The following is a 19,307-nucleotide window of genomic DNA, read 5'->3' as shown; positions in this document are numbered from 1 at the left end:
CTCGACCCCTTCGTCGCCCTCGGCCAGGCCGCCGCCGTCACCGAACGCCTCCACCTCGGCACCGGCATCACCCTCGTCGCCCAGCACGACCCGATCGGCCTCGCCAAGCAGGTCGCGACCGTCGACCACCTCAGCGGCGGCCGCCTCACCCTCGGCATCGGCTACGGCTGGAACGTCGAGGAGGCCGCCGACCACGGCGTCGACTGGCCGACCCGCCGCGAACGCGTCCGGGACCACATGGCCCTGATGCGCGCCCTGTGGGCGCCGGAGCCGACCGCGTACGAGGGCCCGTACGGCTCCGTCCGCGCGAGCTCCGCCCACCCGAAGCCGGTGCAGGCCCCGCGCGAACTCGGGCCCGGGAAGCCGCTGTACGGACCCCGCACCATGATCGGCGGGGCGGCCGGCCCGAAGCTGTTCGCCGCGATCGCCGACCACGCCGACGGCTGGCTCCCCATCGGCGGACGCGGCCTCACCGAGTCCGTGCCCGTGCTCCGCCGGGTCTGGGAGGACGCCGGGCGCGACCCCAAGACCCTCCAGGTGGTCCCGTACGCCGTCCAGCCGAACCCCGGAAAGCTCGGACACTACGCCGAACTGGGCATCGAGGAGGTCGTCCTCCAGCTCCCCTCGGCCCGGGAGGCGGAAGTCCTGCGCACCCTGGACGACTTCGCCCAGTACCTCTGACGGAACCGGACCACCCCGCCCCGGCGTGTCTGCGGGTGGCCGCCACCTGCCCGGACGGCTGCCGGCTTGGCCCGTCTTCGATCCACACGCCCCTGGGGGACTTCCGTGCACAGCAACCTGCGTATCTCCGTCGCCGCCGCAGCCGGAGTCGCGGCCCTGCTCACCCTGACCGCCTGCGGCAGCGACAGCAAGCCGGCCGACACCAAGAAGCCGGACACCGCCGCCTCGGCCCCGACGGCCGCCGCCCCGGCCGCCACGCCCAGCGCCGGCGGCGGCGCACCGGCCGCCGGCAGCCTGGACGGCGGCTGGATCTCCATGCAGACCCCGGGCAAGGGCGTGGTGCTCACCGTCAAGGGCCAGAAGGCGTTCGTCGTCGAGGCCGCCACCGGCCTGACCTGCGAGGGCACCGCGAGCGGCTCGGCCCTGGACCTGAAGTGCCCGGCGGGCGCGACCCGTTCGAAGGGCAAGGTCGACTCGGTCGACGCGACCACCCTGAAGGTCACGTGGGAGGGCGCCGGCCAGGACACCTTCCAGAAGAGCGAGCCGGGCAAGCTCCCCTCCCTCCCGGCCCTCCCGAAGTCGTAGCGCGCGCGGGCCGCCGCCGGGAGGCGGCGGCCCGTTCACGCTTCGAGGTCCAGCTCGTACGCCGTCTGCACGGCCACCCGTACGACCTCACCGGACGCCGACCGCCCCACCCACACCGGGTACACCCCGTCGCCGCCCGTGCAGAACACCGCCAGGTCCGCGCCGAGGCTCCCGCCGTCCAGGTTCACGCCGGCGACGGAGTCGGAGAGCCGGTCGTGCTCCGCGGACCCCTGCCGCCTCGCCCGCTCCAGCAGGTACCGCAGCTCCTCCCACACCTCGGCGTCACCGAAGGCGCCCGCGGCCGCGTCTGTGCCGAAGCCGAAGGCCTCGCCCTCGCGGAGCCGCAGCGTGTCGTCGCCCGGCCCGAGCGCCATCTCCCAGACCACCGCGGGCGCGTCGCCGATCAGCAGCCGGACGGCCGCCACCTCCTGGTACGACCCCCAGTGCTCCTCCGCCACCTCGACCCAGGCCGCCTCCATCGGGTACGTGCCCGGCGGCACCTCCACCGTGATCCCGGACAGCCCCTCCCCGGTCTCCGGGCAGGCCACGGCCAGCACCCCGCTCGGCACGCGCACGCTCCCGCACGGCACCGGGTCGAGGACCTCCATCCCGGGGATCGCCGCCCCGGCCCGGAACACCCGGTCGAAGTCGGCGGGCCCGCGCAGCCGCGACGGCACCCGCCGCCAGCCGGCCGCCTCGGAGTCCGGCAGCCCGCCGACCCAGTCCGGCAGTGAGTCCGCCACGGGCAGCCCCGCCCAGTCGTCGAAGCCCGGCCGCACCACCCACAGGTCCGCCTCGGCCACCTCCACCTCGGCCTCCAGGGAGTCGCCCCGCATCCCGCCCGGTTGATGTGAGATCCGGGCCCTGCCGTCGGCGGAGAGCTCCACCGCCGTGCGGGGACAGCCGGGGTCGAGCTCCCCCGTCCGCGCGTCCGGGAACCGCCGCACGAGCAGCCGCCGCACCAGCAGCCGCCCCGCGTCCTCCCGCAGCCGCAGCTCCGCCCCGGCGATCCGGCGGCCGAACTCGTCGTACGCCCAGGCGTCGACGGTCCCGGCCCGCCACGCCACCATGCGCACCCCGAGGGGCATTTCACGGCCCGGAGCGCGGTACACCACCTCGTACGGCAGCCCCTCCGCGTCCCGCGCCCGCGCCTCGTCGGGCGTCAGCTCGCGCCCGCCGGTGCGGTACGCCACGTGCACGTGGGCCGTCTCAGGCATCGGCTCTGACCCCGTCCGGCTCGGGAAGGAGCTCGGGCGTGCCGTCGACCAGCACCACGACGCCGACCAGCTCGCCCGCCCCGGAACGGCCCAGCCACACGGGGTAGGTACCGTCCCCGGTCGTCGCGAAGGCCATCAGCTCGCCGCCGGTGGCCGCGTCCCGGGTGCGGTGCATGAACATCGACCCGTCGGCGAGGTCCTCGTACCCGTCGAGGTCCGGCTCCCCGTCGATCAGCCCCCGCTCGAAGAGCGAGAGGAGCGACCCGAAGGACCCGGCATCGGCGAAGCAGCCGGTGGCGCCGTCGGTGGAGAAGCCGGCTATCTGGTCCTCGATGAAGATCCGGAGGTCGTCGTCCGCCCCCAGGGCCATCTCCCAGGACGCGGCGGGGATCTCGCTGACGAGAAGGCGGACGGCCGTGGGTGCCGTGGTCTCGACCTGGGCGTTCCGCCACTCGCAGTGGTAGCTGTAGCCGACCCGCGCCTCGTCGAGCACGTACTCCCCGGGCGGAACGGGGACCGTGATCTCCGGCTGGTCCTCGTCGTTGTGCAGGCCGGACACCGCCAACAGACCGCTGGGCACGCGCAGGGTGCCGATCCGGCGCGGCTCCACGACCGTCTGCTCGGGGTGGTACCCGTCGGTGACCCGCACCCCGGGCCGGAACAGCTCCCCGATCGGCCCCGGCCGCGCGGGACGCGGCGCCCGCCAGCAGCCGGCGGGCGCCTCACCGCCGTCGTCCTCGGGGACCTCGGCCGCATCGAAGACCGGCGGCTCCGTGAACCCGTGCGCCTTCGCCGAGAGCAACGGCCACTCCCCGAAGGCGGGCCGGGCCGTCCAGCGCTGCTCCTCGGTGAGGCCCGCCGAGGTGTAGTAACCCCGAGGCTGCTCGATCCGCCGGCCCCTCCCGTCCGGGAAGAGGTCCAGGATGACGCGCGGACACGTCGGGTCGAACTCCGCCGTCTCCGCGTCCGGGTAGCTCCAGGTCACGGAGTGCCGGTGGAAGAGCCGCGCCGGGTCGTCCAGCAGCCGCAGGTCCAGGTCGTGGGTGCGGCGGCCCTGGGCGTCGTACACCCACAGCCCGACGTGGTGGTCCCGCCAGGAGACGAGCCGCACCTCCAGCGGCGCCTGCCGGCCCGCCGTCCGGTACACCACCACGTACGGCAGCCCGGCCGCGTCCCGCTCCCGTGCCTCCCCGGCGGACAGCGGCCGCCACGCGGTACGGGACTCCGGGTCCCACGCCTGCGCGTACCCCACCTCGACGACCATGACCGCTCCCTGCCCTTGCGCCCTTGCACGTGCCTGAGCACGGTAGCCGCCCGCGGTGACAGCGCCCCTACGAGGCCGGGCGGCGGGCCAGCTCCGCCCAGACGGTCTTGCCGATGATCCGGTCCATGACCCCCCAGTCGGCCGCGAGGGCGTCCACGATGCGCAGCCCGTACCCGGACTCCGCCTGGTACGCGTGGGGCCGCACGGCGGGGCGGCGGTCCCTGCGCGGATCGGACACCTCCAGCCGGAGCACGCCCTCCAGCAGCGTCATCCGCAGCTCGAAGTCCCGCCCGATGACGCGGCCGTGGGTGACGGCGTTGGAGGCGAGCTCCGCGACGAGGAGCCCGGCGTCGGCGGAGAGCGGGGTCCCTTCGGGGACGCCCCAGTCGTGCAGCGAGACGAGGGCCAGCTGCCGGGCGAGGCGGGCGCCGCGGGGGGTGCAGCTGAAACGCTGAGTGAACACGCGTACGAGGGCCTTGGGGTGGCCCGAGGTTGCCGTCATGGCTAGAACGTCCCCTGTGGGCTGGGGAGTTCCAAGCAAGCGGACTACTACTGTTGAAGAGTAGTAGTCCAGTGTGTGGACAGGCACAGTCACCGACCGTGAGCATGATGGGTCGGGAGGTGACCGTGATGACGGCTGGCGAGGGCAGCAACGGTGACAACCAGGTGGAGCCGGATCCCGACCTGCGGAACTTCGGTGAGGTGCTCAAGGCGTCGCGCAAACGCGCCGGCCTGACCCAGGAGCAGTTCGGCCCGAAGGTCGGCTACTCGGTGCAGTACGTGGCGTCCGTGGAGCAGGGGCGGCGACATCCGTCCGTGAGGTTCGTGAGCAAGGCGGAGGAGGTGCTGGACGCCTTCGGGGTCATCCAGATCGCGGCGAAACAGCTGACGCGGAGGCGGGGGCTCGCGTCGTGGTTCAGGCGGTGGGCCGAGCTGGAGGAGGTGGCGGTCGCACTCAGTACGTATGAGTGCAGGGTGGTCCCGGGCCTGCTCCAGACGGAGGCCTACGCGAGGGCCCAGATCCAGAACGTGCCGCCGATGCCCACGATCCAGGAGGCGGACGACCGGATAGCGCGTCGCTTGGAGCGACAGGAGTTGCTCACCCGAACCCCCTACGCATCCTTCAGCTTCATCATCGAGCAGGCAGTCATCGAGCGACAGACGGGCGGGCCGGCGGTGAGCCTTGAGCTGATCGACCACCTGCTGGGATGCGCCCGGCTGCCCAATGTGGACGTCCAGATCATGCCGACGGTCAGCCCGGAACACTCGGGCACCGACGGCCCCTTCCAACTCCTCGAAACCCAGGAGAACGAGTGGTGGGGCTATAGCGAGGGACAGAAGACCGGCAGGGTCATCTCCGACCCGAAAGCCGTAAGCAGCCTTCATCAGCGGTATGCCAAACTTCGCATCCAGGCCCTCAATCCCACGGACAGTGCGGGCCTGTTGATGCGATTGCGAGGATCCCTGTGAACAGCTCCCAGCTCCGGTGGTTCAAGAGCAGCTACAGCGGTAGCGAGGGCGACAGCTGCGTCGAGGTCGCCCTCTCCTGGCACAAGTCCACCTACAGCAGCAGCCAAGGCGACGACTGCGTCGAGGTCGCCACCTGCGCCGACACCGTCCACGTCCGGGACTCGAAGCTCAGCGCCGGCCCCGAGCTGGCGGTCAGCCCCGCCACCTGGACCGCGTTCCTCGGCGGTGTCACCGCCTAGGCCCGTACAGCAGCCCGCCGCTCGCCGAGCGGCGGGCTCCCGCACGCGTGTTTCAGCTCAGCGGCAGTTCCAGCCGGGCCTCGCTCCCGCTCACGGAGCCGACCGTGGTGGTGGTGAGGGCCGGGAGGTCCGAGCCCGCGTAGGAGTACAGCGGGTCGCGGCTGTTGACCACCAGGGCGAGGCGGTGCCCGGCCGGCAGGTCGTAGGACGCGGCCTGGAGCGACCAGGTGATGGCGGTGTCGGCCTTCGGGGTCAGGCCGGTGGCCGTGTACGGCTCGTGGGTGATGAGCCGGGCGGTGCCGTCCGGGGCGACGTCGTACAGGTACGCGATCACGGTGGCGGCATCGACGCTGCTGCGCACCGACAGCCGCACGGTGGCGGTGCCCCGGATCCGGCGGGCCACCTCGCCGGGGCCGGTCAGCGGGTCGGTCGACCAGACCAGCAGCTGATCGCGCTCGAAGTCCGCGAGGGTGTACTCGTTGGGGTTGCCGAACCACTCCCGCTGCCCGGTCTTGAGCAGCTCGCCCGCGCGGGAGGAGGTCAGGGCGCCGGCCTGGAAGTCCCGCGACCACCCGGAGGTCGGCTTGTCGGTCAGCGCGCCGTCACCGGAGCCTCCGGTACCGGTGAGGTACCACGCTTCGCAGCCGGTGGTGGCCTCCTGCCAGGACTGGTACGTCTCGCGGCGCGCCGGGACGGTGATCAGGTTGGAGCCGCCCGGGATCGCGATCGTCTTGTAGGTGAACATGCTCTGGCTCTTCACCGCCGGCCAGTTCGGCACGTCGTTGTCGGCGCCGAGCAGGTGGTGGTCCAGCCACGCGTAGGCCTCCAGCGTGGGCTCCGCCAGCCCGGGGAACGGCAGCCCGGTCACCAGGCCGGCCAGGCCGGGGCCCTCGGGGGCGCCGTGGTCGCCGATCCACAGGTTCAGCCGCTTCCGCACGGTGAGCCGCTCGAAGTGTTCGAGCACCGGGTTGACCGGGAACAGCGTCTCGTGCCAGGTGTTCGAGATGAACGTCGGGATGCCCCGCGCGTTCGTCTGGTCGACGTACGCCTCCGGGGAGCGCTCGGTGCCCCACTCGACCACCGCGTCGAGGTTCCGGCCGCTCAGGAAGTCCTTGAGGAGCTGCTGGGTCCCCTCGTCGAACTTCTCCTCCAGCGGGCCGCCGGTGAAGGCGATCAGCGCCTCCACGGCCGCCAGGTGCCGGGTGCCGTTGTCGTACAGGCTGGTGGCGAGGTTGCCCCAGGTGCTCAGCGCGACCACGGCGGAGACGCGGTCGGCCGGGTCGTGCGCGGCGACCAGCTGGCTGATCCCGGAGCCGTAGGACTCGCCGAGGAAGCCGATCCGGCTGGGGTCGAGGGCCTCCTGCGCGTAGTCGATCACGGAAGAGCCGTCGGCCCAGTCGTCGGGCCCGGCCACGTTGACGAAGCCCTCGGACGTCGACAGCCAGCCCTTGATGCCGATGCCGCGCGGGGAGTAGGCGAGCACGTGGTAGCCGCGCTGCGCCAGCTTGAGGTACGCGTAGAGGAACGGCAGCCAGCCGTAGGGGTTCCAGCCGGCGGGCACGATCACCACGGGGCGCGGGACGTCACCCTTCAGCTTGATGCTGAACGCCGACAGCCGGACACCGTCGTTCGCTGTGATGCGGGGGAGCGTGATCGTGGCGATCCGCTTCACCGCGGCCACCAGTTCCGAGAGCTCCGCCGGGAGTTCGACGCCCTCCTCGCCTTGGAGGGAGGCGAGCAGCGCCCGGGACACGTCGACGACGGCCTCGCTGACGCTGTGCCCCGGGCCCCAGATGCCGTTGGTGGCGATGTCGGTGAGCGTCGCTTCGGTGACCGAGGGAGTCTGGTCACTGGTCATTCGGAAACCACCTTTGCTCTAAACGAATACCGATCGGCATCTTGATCAGATCGGGAGCGACCAAACTGATATGCCATCAACATTCATCAAAAGCAGTGGATTTGCCGCAATACGCCCGCTCGCACGCCTCATCTGGGCTAGGGCGGCGGGATCGGGCCCGGCGCCGCCACGCCAGGGGCCGGACGCCAGAAGCGCCCGTCAGGCAGGGCCTGACGGGCGCAGAGGAAGTAGTCGGCATCGCGCTGGAACCGGACACCCGGCACGGCGCTGCGTACGTGCGCCCAGATGCTCGGCGCCACGCGGTACTCGCCGCTCACCATCCAGGGGTCGTCGCCCAGCACGAAGAGGTGCCGGATCTTGAGGAACTGGTCCCGGGTGAGGGACACGGACTCGACTATCTCTTCGTCCGCGTCACCGAATCCGGTCAGGTCCCAGACGAGGTTGTACCCGTCCGCGAATGGATAGTCGCTGCTCATCCGGATCAAGCTAGGCGGCCCCTGAGGGCCGCCGCACCTGCTTTTCCCGGCGCTCAGGCGCCGAACACCGCGTCGATGAGCGTGTTCTGGACCTTGGTGAAGGCCTCCGCCGTCTTCATGAGGTCGAGCCGGGCGTCGCTGGAGGTGAGCGAGGCGGTCAGCGTCGTCCTGCCGTCCGGGGAGCTGTACATCAGGGCGCCCCAGCCCCAGAAGCCGCCGTTGTGGGTGTAGAGCGTGCCGTGCTCGGTCTCCTGGACGATCAGGCCGAGGCCGTAGGCGAACTTGGTGTGCGGGTCGCGCATCTGGTCGAGGAGTTCGGCGGGCAGGAGCTCGCCGCTCATCAGGGCCGAGAAGAAGGTGTGCAGGTCCTTGGTCGTGGAGACCATGTCGCCGGCGGCGGAGATCCAGGAGGGGTTGGCGCGGGTGACGTCGGCCGTCTTCCACTCCTCGCCGTCCTGGTAGGTGTAGTAGCCGTGGGCGTGCGGCTCGGCGATCTCGGGCGAGGCCTCCGGGAGGAAGGTGCCGGTCAGCCCCAGCGGGGTCAGGATCCGTGCCTGCATCTCCTCGGCGAAGGGGCGGCCTGCGACCTTCTCGACGAGGAGCCGCAGGAGCACGTAGTTGGTGTTGGCGTAGCTCCAGTCCGTGCCCGGTTCGAAGCGGGCGGGCTTGGCCAGGGCGAAGCGGACGAGTTCCTCCGGCTGGTAGGTGTGGAGGAGCTTGTCCACCCACTCCTGGCCCTGCCAGTCGATGCCCGGGGCGATGGTGCCGTCCTCGTAGTACTCGCCGGTGAAGTTGAAGAGGCCGCTGGTGTGCTGGAGGAGCATCCGGACGGTGATGCGGCGGTCGAGGCCGTACTCGGGGAGGTGGTCGTCGACGGGGCCGTCGAGGGCTATCCGCCCGTCGGCGACCAGCTGGAGGACGAGGGTGGCGGTGAAGGTCTTGGTGTTGCTGCCGATCCGGAAGTGTCCGTCGGCCTGCGGGGCGGCGCTCTCGCCGAGCTTTCGTACGCCGGCGGCGCCGGTCCATTCGCCCCGCTCGTCGTTCACCCGCACCAGGACTCCGGCCCAGGCGTCGGCCGCGGCGATCTCCTCGATGGCCTTCTGCAGTTCCGGACGGTCGGTGTTCGGCGTGACGGACATGGTGGCGTGCTCCTTCGGGTGGGTGTGCGTGGCTGGGGGCGGGGCGGGCGGGATCAGACGGTGCGGGCGGTGATGTCGCCGTAGGCGGTGGTGGCGTGGATGGTGAGGGTGGTGTCCGCGCCCGCGTTCTGGAGGGCGTTGCCGATGCGGCCGTAGGAGGTGCCGGCGTCGAGGGAGGCGGAGACGCCGCGGGCGGCGCCGACGGTGATGTCGCCGTGCTCGGTGCGCAGCGTGACGGTGCCGCCGGTGGCCTCACCGATCGTCAGGTCGCCCTTCTGGCTGCGGATGTCGGCGGAGCCGGTCAGGCGGCCGACCGTGATGTCGCCGGCGGCGAGGGCGATGCGGGTGCCGGCGGCCTCGTCGAGCTTGACGGTGCCGTGGGCGCTCTCCAGGGAGACGTCGCCGAGGCGGCCGGTGGTGGTGAACTCGGCCGAGGCCGTCTTCGCCTCGATGCTGGAGCCGGCGGGCAGCTGGACGGTGACGTTGACGGAGCCGGAGGCGCCGAACGCCTCGTTCCGCTGCGGGGTGTTGATCCGCAGGACGCCGTCCCGGAGCTCGACGGTGGTCTCCTCGGCGGCCTTCACGTCGCGGCTCTTGCCGGCGTTGGCCGGGAGGATCTCGACGGTGGTGTCGGCGCGGTCGGTGGCGATGAAGCGGATGGCGCCGGCGGGGATGTCGAGGATGGTGGCGATCGCGTTGGTGGTGGCGAAGTTCTGCATGGTTTCTGTTCCTTCGGTGTGTGTCGCTCGCTGTTTCCGATGAGCTGAACGCTACGTCGCGTTCACAACCCGAGCAACAACTTCGTTGCGAGGAATCTCTATCAACGCAGTTCAGAGCAGCAATATCGTTGCACCGAGCCTAAATCTAACGCAACGACAGCCCCATTTTCGTTGCAACAGGCCGGATTTGAACGCTACGCTGGGGCCCGGAAGCAACAGCAGCGCGAAGGAGACCGCACATGCCGGGAGGCAGGCTCACCCCGCAGGAACGCCAGCAGATCGCACTGGGTGTGGCCGACGGCCTCGCCTACGCGGAGATCGCCAGGCGCCTCGACCGCCCCACCTCGACGGTCACCCGCGAGGTCATGCGCAACGGCGGCCCCGCCGGCTACCGCGCCGACCTCGCCCAGCGCGCCACCGAACACCGCACCCACCGCCGCAAGCAGGCCGCGCCCCGGGGCTCCCAGGCCCCCGCACAGGCCCACGGCCGCGACCCGGAGGCGGTGGCCGAGTACGAGGAGATGTTCGCGACCGTCCTGATCCAGTCGGGCCTGCCCAAGATGACGGCCAAGGTCCTCGTCGCCCTCTACATAGCCGACTCCGGCACCCTCACCGCGTCCGAACTCGTCCAGCGCCTCCAGGTCAGCCCCGGCTCCATCTCCAAGGCGGTCGCACTGCTCGAAGGCCAGGGCCTCATCCGCCGGGAACGCGACGAGCGCCGCCGCGAGCGCTACGTCGTGGACGACGACGTCTGGTACGAGTCGATGATGGCCAGCGCCCGCTCCACGGCCCTGCTCGCCGAGACCGCGCGCAAGGGAGTCAACGTCCTCGGCCGCAACACCCCCGCCGCCACCCGCCTGGAGAACATCGGCCGCTTCGTCGACTTCGTCTCCGAGAGCATCGTCCGCGCCGCCGACCAGGCCCGCGAGATCCTCCACACCAAGCCCGAGCAGACCCCGTAGAAGAAATCAGCGTGTCGGCGGGCGATGAGTTCCGCCGACCCGTGCAGTCTCGATCCTCGTCCATCCACACCACGGAGGAGGAGACAGACCATGGCGCGGCAACAGCTGCTGAGAGTGCAGAACTTCAACGTCTCGCGGGACGGGTTCGGCGCCGGCGAGGACCAGAGCCTGGAACGGCCCTTCGGCCACGCCGACCCCGGGACCATGTTCGCGTGGGCCGGCGCCACCGCCAGCTGGCCGAACCGCACCGACCCCGGCGGCAGCCGCGGCCTCGACGACTACCTCACCCGGGACTTCAACAACAACATCGGCGCCGAGATCATGGGGCGCAACAAGTTCGGCCCCCAGCGGGGCCCCTGGCAGGACCACGAGTGGCAGGGCTGGTGGGGCGACGAACCGCCCTTCCACACCCCGGTGTTCGTGATGACCCACCACGCACGGCCGTCCTTCACCCTCTCCGACACCACCTTCCACTTCACCGACGCCGACCCGGCCGCCGTCCTCGCACGGGCGAAGGAGGCCGCGCAGGGCAAGGACGTACGCCTCGGCGGCGGGGCCGCCACCATCCGCGAGTTCCTCGACGCCGACCTCGTCGACACCCTCCACGTGGCGGTCTCCCCCGGGATCGAGATCGGCTCCGGATCGCGGCTGTGGAAGTCACCGGACGAACTGCTCGACCGCTTCCACCTGGACGTCGTCCCCAGCCCGGGCGGCAGCGTGATCCACCACCTGTTCTGGCGGAAGTGACATCCGGCGCGGATGTGTTGGACAGGGGCCGGAGCCTGATCGATAGTGCCGCCATGGCATCTCTCGTGCGACACGTCACCTTCGACTGCTCCGACCCCTACGCCCTGGCGCAGTTCTGGATCGCCGCCCTCGACGGCAAGCTCGGCGACGGCGACGAGCCGGGCGACCCCGAGGTACTGGTCGAGTCGGCCGGCGCCGGACTGCTCTTCATCCGGGTCCCCGAGGGCAAGGCGGTGAAGAACCGCGTCCACCTCGACGTCCAGCCGCAGGACCGCACCCGCGACGAGGAGGTCGAACGCCTGACCGCCCTCGGCGCCACCGTCTCCGGCGACCACCGCAACCCGGACGGCACCGGCTGGGTGACCATGACCGACCCGGAGGGCAACGAGTTCTGCGTGGAACGCAGCGCCGCCGAACGGGCCGGGGCCTGACGCCCGTCGGGCCCCGGGCCGGCGAAGGGGCGCGGGCGGCACGGGCGGCCCGGCCCGGCGGCATCGGCGTCAACTCCTAGGATCTGCCGCATGACGACGAGACTCGTGCAGATCAACATGAAGGCCCACGACGACGCCGCGCTCGGCCGGTTCTGGGCGGAGGCCCTCGGCTGGGGCATCGACAGCGAGGGACCCGGCGTCACCAACCTCGAACCCGTCGGCTTCGCCTACCCCGACCCCGCCGCCGTCTGCATCGACATCATCGCCCGCCCCGAACCCAAGACGGTCAAGAACCGGGTGCACGTCGATCTGGCCACCACTTCGGCCGCCCACCAGGCGGAACTGGTCGCCCGCCTGAAGGACCTCGGCGCCACTCCCGCCGACGTGGGCCAGGGCGACGTCCCCTGGACGGTCATGGCCGACCCGGAGGGCAACGAGTTCTGCGTCCTGGAGCCCCGCGAGGTCTACGGGGACACCGGACCGATCGCCGCCGTGGTGGTCGACTGCGCCGACCCCCGGGAAATGGCCCGCTTCTGGGGCCGGGCGACGGACTGGACGGTCCACGAGGTCACCGACACCCAGGCGACCCTGCGGTCCGCCAAGGGCGTCGGCCCCTACCTGGAGTTCGTCCGCACCCCCGACCCCAAGACCGGGTGGAACCGCGTCCACCTCGACGTCGCCCCCTACAAGGGCGACGACCTGGAGGCGGAGGCCGCGCGCCTGCGCGGCCTGGGCGCCCTGGACGCCACCGACGCCGACTTCGACCGGTCCGCGATCCACTGGAAGGTCCTGACGGACCCGGAGGGCAACGAGTTCTGCCTCCTCACTCCCCGCTGACCGGATCCCGGCCCCACACCCGCTCCCACCGGACCTCGCCGTCCTGCCACCGGCCGGTGGGAGCGAGGCCGGCTGCGGCGGCGACGGCCGCCGACGCCGCGTGGTCGGGGTGGACGTGCGCGACGACCTCCCCCACCCCCTGCTCCCGCAACCAGACGACGAGCCCCCGAGCCGCCTCGGCGGCAATCCCCCGGCCCTGCCAGGCCGTCCCCACCACCCAGGACACCTCGGCGCTGCCGCCCCCGACGGTCGCCTGAACGGTCCCGACGAGGCACCCCTCCGCACGCAGCCGCACCACCCAGTTGCACCAGTCGACGCCCGGCTCCGGCGACCCGGCGCCCCACCGCACGTAACGGGCACGCAGCTCCTCGGCACTCTCGGGCTCACCGCCGATGAACACGTGCAGGGCGGGATCCCCCAGCACGACGGCCATCTCCTCGGCGTCCTCCACGCGCAGCGGCACGAGGTCCAGCCGCTCGGTACGCACACTCTCGGGCTTGATCACCCGCCGATTATGCGCGGGGTTGCGAGGGCGGCGTCCGAGCGGGCCCGCCTCAGAGCAGGTTGGGTGCTTCCGCTCCCCGTTCCCCGGCCCGCAGACAAGGGCGGGTGGGCAAATACCGCCCAACTCCACGGGGTCGAGGGGGAGATAGTCGGCCCGGGCCCCGGTCGAGCCGCGTACGCTCCCAGGATGATCAACACACAGACCCACATCCGTGTCGCCCGGCCCTCCCGGGATCTGGGGGCCGCCGAGCGGTTCTACGTCGACGGGCTCGGGCTCGACGTCGTGTGGCGGAGCACGGAGCGCGTGCCCGGGGAGCACGACCTGCTGATGGTCGGGCCGGCCGGGGGCGGGTGGCACTTCGAGCTGACGCTCGACCCCGACCACCCGATCGAGCCCTCCCCCACCGTGGACGACCTGTTCGTCGTCTACCTCGGCGAGGCCCCCGACGAGGAGCTCGTGCGCCGGCTCGTCGAGTGCGGCGGGACCCGGGTCCCCTCGCACAACCCGTACTGGGACGAGTGCGGCGTCACGGTCGAGGACCCCGACGGCTACCGGCTCGTGCTCTGCTCCCGCACCTGGGGCTGAGCGTCCGACGCCCGGGCGGCCAGGCCCGCCTCCCGGGCGTCGATGAGCTCGTCCCAGTGCTCGCGCGTCCACTCGCACGCCGCGTCCAGCGGCCCCAGCAGGCCTCGGCCGAGCACGGTGAGGGCGTAACCGCCGACCTCCTCGCGTACGACGAAGCCGTCGCGCTCCAGCCCGCGCAGGGACTGCGTCAGGGACTTGGCGGTGATCCCCCGCAGGGGGGCCTTGAGCTCCGAGAAGCGGCGCGGGCCGTCCTCCAGGCAGCGCAGGACCAGCGGGGCCCACTTGTCCCCGACGCGGAACGGCACCAGCGTCGAGGGGCAGACGGGGTCGAACATCTCGGGGTCCAGGGGCGGCTGCGTCATGATCGCCACCGTAGGCCGGTATCCGATCGGTAACCACCCCCTTTCCTACGCTCGGCTGCATGACGAACAGCAGCAGCAGTGTCGACAGCAGCGGCAACCGCAACGGCAACGGCAACGGCAACGGCAACAACACCCCCACCCGCCTCGTCGTCTTCGGCGCCACCGGCCGGGTCGGCCGGGCCGTGGTCGCGGCGGCGCGGGCGCGCGGGGTCGAGGTGACCGGGGTGGGGCGGGCCGACGGGGCGGTGACCTCGGCGGCGGACGTGGCGCGGCTCGCGGCGGGGCACGACGCGGCGGTGGTGTCGGTGTACGACGCGCAGGCCGTGCCCGGGGAGTTCTTCCCGGCCGTGGCGCGGGCGATGGCGGACGGGCTGCCGGGGGCGGGGGTGCGGCGGCTGGTGTCCGTCGGGCTGGCCTCCGTACTGCCCACGGCGGACGGGACGCCGCTGATGGACACCCCGGGGTACCCGCAGGAGTGGCGGGAGTTCTACGTCGGCCACGGCGCCGGCACGGAGGCGCTGCGGGCCGCCGCGCCCGGAGCCCTGGACTGGGCGGTCCTGTCCCCGGCCGGGGACTTCGACCACGACGGCACCCCCAGCGACGCCCCCAGCGACGCCCCCAGTGACGCCGGCGACGCCCGCGACGCCCACCCCCGCACCCCGGCCGGCGGCTACGCGTACGCCCCCGCCGACGCGGGCAGCCGGATCACCCCGGCGGCCTTCGCCGAGGCCGTCCTCGACGAGGCCACGGCTCCGACCCTGCACGCGGTCCACGCGGGCGTCGCACCGGCGGCGGCCGTCTGAGAGGCGGCTGGGGGGTCTTGCGAAAGTCCAGCACGGCGCCCACGGCGCCCACGGCGCCCGGCACGCACTCTCGCCGCACCGGACACCGGGAGCACCGCACAGGACTTCCGCAACACCCTTTAGCCCTTCACCTTCGGCGCGTCCGGGACGCCGGCGTCCAGGGCGCCGCCCGCGCCCGCGAGGGAGCTGTTGGTGGAGTTGGCCGCGCTGCCGACGGCCGCGCCGGTGATGGCCACGGCGGTGCGGGTGTCCTGTACGGCCTGGCCGGGGTGGTCGACGATGCCGACGACGCGCTTGACCGGGGGCTGCCCGCCGAGGGTGGCTCCCTCGCCCCCGTCGGCGGCGTGGGCGGTGAGGGGGGTGAGTGCGAGTGCGGCTCCGCCGGTGAGGGCGAGGGCGGTGAGGGTGCGCTTCATTGCCTTCATGCCCCGCCCAACGACCTCCCGGCGTCCCGGGTCACCGCCCGCCCCCGCCGTTCCGCGCATCGGATGACCGGGGCCCGGGTACACCGGCGGCCCCGGATCGGGGGATCGATCCGGGGCCGCGGGTCATGACACAGCAGGCAGAAGCGTCAGTCCTCGACCACCAGGGCCGGGGTGGACTTCGTCAGGACCTCGCCGCGGAAGAAGGCGGGGCTGCGGCGGCCGGTGACGAACATGACGACCAGGCCGAGGGCGAGCAGGCCGACGCCGATGACGAAGACGCTGCCGACGCCGAGGACGTCGGAGCCGGAGCCGTAGGAGGGGTCCCAGGCGTCCGTCAGGGTCTTGAAGAAGACCGCGGCGAGCAGCAGGCCGCCCAGGACCGGGAAGACGCCCTTGAAGAACAGGTCGCGGGCGGAGCGGCGCAGGTCGCCGCGGAAGTACCAGGTGCAGGCGAAGGCGGTCAGCGAGTAGTAGAAGCAGATCATCAGGCCGAGCGCGAAGATCGTGTCGGTGAGGACGTTCTCGCTGACCAGGGTCATCACCGTGTAGAAGGCGCCGGTCGCGATGCCCGCCATGACGGTGGCGCGGCCGGGGGTCTTGAACTTGGGGTGGACCTTGGCGTACGAGGGCGGCAGGGCCTCGTAGGCGGACATGGCCAGCACGGTGCGCGCCACCGGGATGAAGGTGGTCTGCAGGGAGGCGGCGGCGGAGGCGAGGACCGCGACGAAGAGCAGGATGCCGAGGACGGGGCCCATGACGGGGCCGGCGAGGGCGGCGAAGACGTTGCCGGAGGTCTCCTCGTTGCCGAGGCCGAGGCCTTCGGCGCCGGAGCCGACGGCCATCTGGGCGGCGATGCCGGTGGCCAGGTAGGAGCCGACCAGGACGATCATGGCGATGAGGGAGGCGCGGCCGGGGGTCTTGGCGGAGCCGGTGGTCTCCTCGTTGGTGGCCAAGCAGGCGTCCCAGCCCCAGTACATGAAGATCGAGAGGGAGAGACCGGCGGTGAAGGCACCCATGGACTCGACCGCGAAGGGGTTCATCCACTCCCAGGAGAAGTCCATGCCGGTGTCGAAGGTGCCGGCGGAGGCCTTCTGGAGGGCCATGGCGACGAAGACCGCGAGGACGACGAGCTGGAGGCCCACGAGGGCGTACTGGACGCCCTTGGTGGCGGTCATGCCGCGGTAGCTGATGGCAGTCGCGACGGCGATCAGCGTCAGGCAGGTGGCGATGTGGGCGAGCTTGTTGTCGTCGAGGGCGGCGATCGACGGGTTGCCGGTGATCTCGCCGGCCAGCAGCCAGAAGTACGAGGTGGCCACGCCCGCCAGGTTGGACAGCACGATGATCGTGGCGATGACCAGGCCCCAGCCGCACATCCAGCCGATCCGCGGGCCGAAGGCCTTGACGGTCCAGGTGAACGAGGTGCCGCAGTCCGGCACGGCCTTGTTGAGCTCGCGGTAGGCGAAGGCCACGAGGAGCATCGGGATGAAGCCGGCCAGGAAGACCGCGGGCATCTGGACCCCGACCTCGCCGGCGGTGGAGCCGAGGGTGGAGGTCAGGCAGTAGACGGGGGCGACGGTGGAGATGCCGATGACGGCGCTGCCCAGGAGACCCACGGAGCCCTTGCCGAGGCCCTTGCCCCGGACGTCGCCCGCGTTCCCGGTGTCGCCCTCGGCGACGCCGCTTACCGTGTCTCCGACCCGAGGCCGCGTGTCCAGCTGTGTCATGGGGAGGACGGTAGATGCTGCGGTTTCCTCATCCGGAAGACTTAAGTCCGGTAATTCACAGGGCTAAATTCCTTGGATTGCGAAGATCAGATCCGTTCACGAACTGGTAATACAAGGTTCACTCAGGCACCCATCCACGGTTCGACAGGCGTCGAGACGCGGGTTCCGGAATGCGGAAACCGCAGGAGTGCCCCATTTGTCCGTTTCAAAACTTTCCCGTGCCAATTTTCGAAGGCCCCGGAACCCACCCCAGGCCCCCAAACGACTGCGCCCCGTGAAAACCACTGGACGGCCCGTGACCACCCCTGGCAGGCTCCCGGCATGACCTACGGAATCGAGTCCCACCCCGCCCGGTGAGCGCCCGCGAAGAGCGGACGACGCTCACTCCCGGCACCGCCCTGTACGACTACGCCCTGTTCCGCCGGGGTACCGACCCCGACGGCGGCATCCCGCGCCGCGGCTACCCGGTCCCCGACGGGGCCGAACGCCCCGACGGCCCGGCCGGACCGCCGCCCTCCCGCCCCCGCCTCACCTGGGAGCGGGCGCGGGAGGAAGTCACCGCCGCCCTCGCCGGCCCGCTGGCCGACCCGGACCCCGTCCGGGCCACCGCGGCCGTCCACCATGCCGTCGGCCCGCTCCGGCTGCCGGACCGGACCGTCCTCGCCGTGGCCGCCCGGATGCCGCTGGACGACGAGTCCGCCGCCCGGGCCACCGCCCGTCGGCTGACCCGGACCGGCACCACCCTCACCGCCGTCGGCGTCGGCGTCGCCCTCCTGACCCGCCTCGGGGAACCCGAGGACGTGCCCTGCCTCAAGGCCCTCGGACTGCTGCGCGGACTGGGCAGGCCGGCCGCGGCCGCACTCGACCCGCTCGACCGGCAGGCGGCCGCCCTGCTGCACCTGACGCACCTCGGCCGCGACGGGACCCTGACCCCGCTCATCAACGCGGCCACCGCCACCGCACCCGCCACCGCACCGGACAGCGACAGCGACAGCGACAGCGACAGCGACGACCGGGCCGCGCGGCCCGTACGGGACGCGCTCGTCGCCCTCGTCACCGCGCCCGACTGGGCCACCGCCATTCGCTGGCACTCCCGCCGGATCGCCGAAGCCGCCCGCCTCGACGCCCTCCTGCGCGCCCACCCCGACGACACCGCCCTGACCACGGCCGCCGGGCGGCTGCTGCACGCCATGGCGAGCCAGTACAACGCCCGCGCCGACCTCCTCGACTACGGCCCGGCGGCGGAGGTGTACCGCACGGTGGCGGCCCGGGCGGGCCTGCCCGACCCGGACCTCGACCACCAGGCGCTCCTCCTCTCCCTCGCCCAGGACCTGCACAGCGGCACCGGCGCACTGCTCGACCGGCCCGCCGGCGAGCGGGAGGCGCTGCTCGCCCTCCTCGAACGGCACCTGGGGAGCGAACCCCCGCCCGGACCCCACGACCGGCGCGCCGCCTGGCTCGCCCGCAACCGCACCCGCCCCTTCGACCACCCCGCACCGCCCGCACCGCCCACGCCCCTGCGCATCGAGGTGGTCACCGGCGACCCCGCCATCCCCACCCCCGTCGAGACCCGGATCCTGATCGACGGCCGGCCCCTCGTACCCGCCCTCTTCGACAAGGGCCCGGCGCATCCGCCCGAGCACCTGCTCGACGGCGACGTCCTGCTCCCCGGCCCGGAACCGCGCGAGGTGCAGCTCGCCGAGGCGGACTGCACCGAGGGCTGCTGCGGCGCCCTGTACGTCACCGTCCGCCGCGAGGGGGACGAGGTCGTCTGGGACGGCTGGCGCGGGGCGGCCGGCCCGCCCCCGCCCGAGCTCCGCTTCGACGCCGCCGCGTACGAGGCCGAGGTCCGGCGCGCCCGCGCCGACGAGTCCTGGGCCTGGCCGGCCCGGCGCACCGCCCGGCGGATCACGGCGGCCCTGCGGGCCCGGCCGGAGCTGCGGACCCGCTGGGAACTGCGCTGGATCCGGGCCGCCACGGACTGGCGGGACCCGGACCTGGTGACCGTGAACTTCGGCCACCGGCCCGCCCCGGCCACCCCGCCGGGACCGGGCGAGGACCCCGCCCCGAGCCTGACGTTCGAATGGCAGCTCCCGGACGACGGCCGCCCGCCCGAGGCCCAGGCCGAAGCGGCCGTCGCACGCCTGGAGACCGCCGACCCGAAGACGTACGCCAGGCTGACCGGCGGGAACCGCGAGCTGGCCGAGTCCCTCGGCTACACCTGGCCGCGGCGGAACCGGAAGAACCAGGAGGAGTAGGGCTCCCCCGGGGAGGAGCC

The 19,307-nt window shown here is 72.4% G+C and carries 22 protein-coding genes; 11 read left to right on the top strand and 11 right to left on the bottom strand.

The features are described 5' to 3' along the window. Positions 1–681: TIGR03619 family F420-dependent LLM class oxidoreductase (locus tag SSNG_RS20470; RefSeq protein ID WP_007265794.1), on the top strand; the 681-nt coding region annotated here is incomplete at its 5' end. 105 nt (positions 682–786) lie between these two features. Next, entirely contained in the window at positions 787–1,266 is a 480-nt protein-coding gene (locus SSNG_RS20465) for a hypothetical protein (protein ID WP_042801514.1), read from the top strand. Positions 1,267–1,301: 35 nt separating this feature from the next. On the opposite strand, the gene SSNG_RS20460 is transcribed toward SSNG_RS20465, so the two are convergent. The 3 genes from SSNG_RS20460 to SSNG_RS20450 all read right to left on the bottom strand — a co-directional run bounded on the left by SSNG_RS20460 (position 1,302) and on the right by SSNG_RS20450 (position 4,249). After that, positions 1,302–2,483: a DUF4241 domain-containing protein gene (locus SSNG_RS20460; protein WP_007265792.1), complete on the bottom strand. Its 1,182-nt coding sequence runs from the start codon at positions 2,481–2,483 to the stop codon at positions 1,302–1,304. Further along, positions 2,476–3,747, bottom strand: coding sequence for a DUF4241 domain-containing protein (locus SSNG_RS20455; RefSeq protein ID WP_007265791.1), 1,272 nt, complete (start codon positions 3,745–3,747; stop codon positions 2,476–2,478). Before SSNG_RS20455 ends, SSNG_RS20460 begins: the two co-directional genes overlap by 8 nt. A 67-nt stretch (positions 3,748–3,814) precedes the next feature. Beyond that, positions 3,815–4,249, bottom strand: a complete 435-nt coding sequence (locus SSNG_RS20450; protein WP_042801512.1) for an ATP-binding protein — start codon at positions 4,247–4,249, stop codon at positions 3,815–3,817. 104 nt (positions 4,250–4,353) lie between these two features. Between SSNG_RS20450 and SSNG_RS20445 the strand changes: the two genes are divergently transcribed. Together SSNG_RS20445 and SSNG_RS20440 are read left to right on the top strand one after the other, a co-directional pair. Beyond that, complete coding sequence (locus SSNG_RS20445; RefSeq protein WP_007265789.1) at positions 4,354–5,217, top strand: helix-turn-helix transcriptional regulator; 864 nt, start codon at positions 4,354–4,356, stop codon at positions 5,215–5,217. Further along, positions 5,214–5,456 (top strand): DUF397 domain-containing protein, encoded by a 243-nt coding sequence (locus SSNG_RS20440; protein ID WP_007265788.1) that lies wholly within the window; start codon positions 5,214–5,216, stop codon positions 5,454–5,456. The genes SSNG_RS20445 and SSNG_RS20440 overlap by 4 nt, the downstream gene beginning before the upstream one ends. Positions 5,457–5,508: 52 nt before the next feature. Here the strand turns inward: SSNG_RS20440 and SSNG_RS20435 are convergent, their stop codons facing one another. From SSNG_RS20435 to SSNG_RS20420, 4 genes are all read right to left on the bottom strand, one after another. Continuing rightward, positions 5,509–7,314: an alpha/beta fold hydrolase gene (locus tag SSNG_RS20435; RefSeq protein WP_007265787.1), complete on the bottom strand. Its 1,806-nt coding sequence runs from the start codon at positions 7,312–7,314 to the stop codon at positions 5,509–5,511. Between the two features lie 137 nt (positions 7,315–7,451). After that, on the bottom strand, positions 7,452–7,790 hold the full coding sequence (locus tag SSNG_RS20430; protein ID WP_007265786.1) for a hypothetical protein: 339 nt from the start codon (positions 7,788–7,790) through the stop codon (positions 7,452–7,454). Positions 7,791–7,843: 53 nt separating this feature from the next. Continuing rightward, positions 7,844–8,929 (bottom strand): serine hydrolase domain-containing protein, encoded by a 1,086-nt coding sequence (locus tag SSNG_RS20425; protein ID WP_007265785.1) that lies wholly within the window; start codon positions 8,927–8,929, stop codon positions 7,844–7,846. 53 nt (positions 8,930–8,982) lie between these two features. Next, positions 8,983–9,648 carry a DUF4097 family beta strand repeat-containing protein gene (locus SSNG_RS20420; protein ID WP_007265784.1) on the bottom strand — a complete coding sequence of 222 codons (666 nt, stop codon included), beginning with the start codon at positions 9,646–9,648 and terminating at the stop codon, positions 8,983–8,985. A gap of 239 nt (positions 9,649–9,887) precedes the next feature. Here SSNG_RS20420 and SSNG_RS20415 point away from each other — a divergent pair, with 239 nt between their 5' ends. From SSNG_RS20415 to SSNG_RS20400, 4 genes are all read left to right on the top strand, one after another. Further along, the gene (locus tag SSNG_RS20415) at positions 9,888–10,610 is read left to right on the top strand and encodes a helix-turn-helix domain-containing protein (RefSeq protein ID WP_007265783.1); all 723 of its coding nucleotides are present in this window, start codon (positions 9,888–9,890) and stop codon (positions 10,608–10,610) included. Positions 10,611–10,700: 90 nt separating this feature from the next. Next, positions 10,701–11,357 carry a dihydrofolate reductase family protein gene (locus tag SSNG_RS20410; RefSeq protein WP_007265782.1) on the top strand — a complete coding sequence of 219 codons (657 nt, stop codon included), beginning with the start codon at positions 10,701–10,703 and terminating at the stop codon, positions 11,355–11,357. A gap of 53 nt (positions 11,358–11,410) precedes the next feature. Next, on the top strand, positions 11,411–11,788 hold the full coding sequence (locus tag SSNG_RS20405; protein ID WP_042801510.1) for a VOC family protein: 378 nt from the start codon (positions 11,411–11,413) through the stop codon (positions 11,786–11,788). Positions 11,789–11,878: 90 nt separating this feature from the next. Continuing rightward, complete coding sequence (locus SSNG_RS20400; RefSeq protein ID WP_007265780.1) at positions 11,879–12,625, top strand: VOC family protein; 747 nt, start codon at positions 11,879–11,881, stop codon at positions 12,623–12,625. Here SSNG_RS20400 and SSNG_RS20395 read toward each other — a convergent pair. Further along, positions 12,612–13,130 (bottom strand): GNAT family N-acetyltransferase, encoded by a 519-nt coding sequence (locus SSNG_RS20395; protein ID WP_007265779.1) that lies wholly within the window; start codon positions 13,128–13,130, stop codon positions 12,612–12,614. The two genes, SSNG_RS20400 and SSNG_RS20395, sit on opposite strands and share 14 nt — an antisense overlap. 186 nt (positions 13,131–13,316) lie before the next feature. Here SSNG_RS20395 and SSNG_RS20390 point away from each other — a divergent pair, with 186 nt between their 5' ends. Next, positions 13,317–13,715 carry a VOC family protein gene (locus tag SSNG_RS20390; protein ID WP_042801509.1) on the top strand — a complete coding sequence of 133 codons (399 nt, stop codon included), beginning with the start codon at positions 13,317–13,319 and terminating at the stop codon, positions 13,713–13,715. Here SSNG_RS20390 and SSNG_RS20385 read toward each other — a convergent pair. Then, the gene (locus SSNG_RS20385) at positions 13,679–14,077 is read right to left on the bottom strand and encodes a helix-turn-helix domain-containing protein (RefSeq protein WP_042803850.1); all 399 of its coding nucleotides are present in this window, start codon (positions 14,075–14,077) and stop codon (positions 13,679–13,681) included. The two genes, SSNG_RS20390 and SSNG_RS20385, sit on opposite strands and share 37 nt — an antisense overlap. Positions 14,078–14,136: 59 nt before the next feature. Between SSNG_RS20385 and SSNG_RS20380 the strand changes: the two genes are divergently transcribed. Continuing rightward, complete coding sequence (locus SSNG_RS20380) at positions 14,137–14,880, top strand: NAD(P)H-binding protein (RefSeq protein WP_128637061.1); 744 nt, start codon at positions 14,137–14,139, stop codon at positions 14,878–14,880. 119 nt (positions 14,881–14,999) lie between these two features. Here the strand turns inward: SSNG_RS20380 and SSNG_RS20375 are convergent, their stop codons facing one another. Together SSNG_RS20375 and SSNG_RS20370 are read right to left on the bottom strand one after the other, a co-directional pair. Next, the gene (locus SSNG_RS20375; RefSeq protein WP_128637059.1) at positions 15,000–15,305 is read right to left on the bottom strand and encodes a hypothetical protein; all 306 of its coding nucleotides are present in this window, start codon (positions 15,303–15,305) and stop codon (positions 15,000–15,002) included. A gap of 146 nt (positions 15,306–15,451) precedes the next feature. After that, on the bottom strand, positions 15,452–17,029 hold the full coding sequence (locus SSNG_RS20370; protein ID WP_007265774.1) for an APC family permease: 1,578 nt from the start codon (positions 17,027–17,029) through the stop codon (positions 15,452–15,454). A 353-nt stretch (positions 17,030–17,382) separates the two neighbouring features. Here SSNG_RS20370 and SSNG_RS20365 point away from each other — a divergent pair, with 353 nt between their 5' ends. Further along, positions 17,383–19,287 carry a hypothetical protein gene (locus tag SSNG_RS20365; protein ID WP_007265773.1) on the top strand — a complete coding sequence of 635 codons (1,905 nt, stop codon included), beginning with the start codon at positions 17,383–17,385 and terminating at the stop codon, positions 19,285–19,287. The last annotated feature ends 20 nt before the right edge of the window (positions 19,288–19,307 follow it).

The organism is Streptomyces sp. C (genome assembly GCF_000158895.1).
GTDB classification, from domain to species: Bacteria; Actinomycetota; Actinomycetes; order Streptomycetales; family Streptomycetaceae; genus Streptomyces; species Streptomyces racemochromogenes.
Note: the sequence above shows the minus strand (reverse complement) of the source record. Positions and strands in the feature narration are given on the sequence as shown.

Bases quoted from the DNA above. Each gene is read 5' to 3' on its own strand.
- SSNG_RS20460 (WP_007265792.1), bottom strand. From the start codon at position 2,483: ATGCCTGAGACGGCCCACGTGCACGTGGCGTACCGCACCGGCGGGCGC.
- SSNG_RS20455 (WP_007265791.1), bottom strand. From the start codon at position 3,747: ATGGTCGTCGAGGTGGGGTACGCGCAGGCGTGGGACCCGGAGTCCCGT.
- SSNG_RS20450 (WP_042801512.1), bottom strand. From the start codon at position 4,249: ATGACGGCAACCTCGGGCCACCCCAAGGCCCTCGTACGCGTGTTCACT.
- SSNG_RS20445 (WP_007265789.1), top strand. From the start codon at position 4,354: ATGATGGGTCGGGAGGTGACCGTGATGACGGCTGGCGAGGGCAGCAAC.
- SSNG_RS20435 (WP_007265787.1), bottom strand. From the start codon at position 7,314: ATGACCAGTGACCAGACTCCCTCGGTCACCGAAGCGACGCTCACCGAC.
- SSNG_RS20430 (WP_007265786.1), bottom strand. From the start codon at position 7,790: ATGAGCAGCGACTATCCATTCGCGGACGGGTACAACCTCGTCTGGGAC.
- SSNG_RS20425 (WP_007265785.1), bottom strand. From the start codon at position 8,929: ATGTCCGTCACGCCGAACACCGACCGTCCGGAACTGCAGAAGGCCATC.
- SSNG_RS20420 (WP_007265784.1), bottom strand. From the start codon at position 9,648: ATGCAGAACTTCGCCACCACCAACGCGATCGCCACCATCCTCGACATC.
- SSNG_RS20415 (WP_007265783.1), top strand. From the start codon at position 9,888: ATGCCGGGAGGCAGGCTCACCCCGCAGGAACGCCAGCAGATCGCACTG.
- SSNG_RS20410 (WP_007265782.1), top strand. From the start codon at position 10,701: ATGGCGCGGCAACAGCTGCTGAGAGTGCAGAACTTCAACGTCTCGCGG.
- SSNG_RS20405 (WP_042801510.1), top strand. From the start codon at position 11,411: ATGGCATCTCTCGTGCGACACGTCACCTTCGACTGCTCCGACCCCTAC.
- SSNG_RS20400 (WP_007265780.1), top strand. From the start codon at position 11,879: ATGACGACGAGACTCGTGCAGATCAACATGAAGGCCCACGACGACGCC.
- SSNG_RS20390 (WP_042801509.1), top strand. From the start codon at position 13,317: ATGATCAACACACAGACCCACATCCGTGTCGCCCGGCCCTCCCGGGAT.
- SSNG_RS20385 (WP_042803850.1), bottom strand. From the start codon at position 14,077: ATGACGCAGCCGCCCCTGGACCCCGAGATGTTCGACCCCGTCTGCCCC.
- SSNG_RS20380 (WP_128637061.1), top strand. From the start codon at position 14,137: ATGACGAACAGCAGCAGCAGTGTCGACAGCAGCGGCAACCGCAACGGC.
- SSNG_RS20375 (WP_128637059.1), bottom strand. From the start codon at position 15,305: ATGAAGGCAATGAAGCGCACCCTCACCGCCCTCGCCCTCACCGGCGGA.
- SSNG_RS20370 (WP_007265774.1), bottom strand. From the start codon at position 17,029: ATGACACAGCTGGACACGCGGCCTCGGGTCGGAGACACGGTAAGCGGC.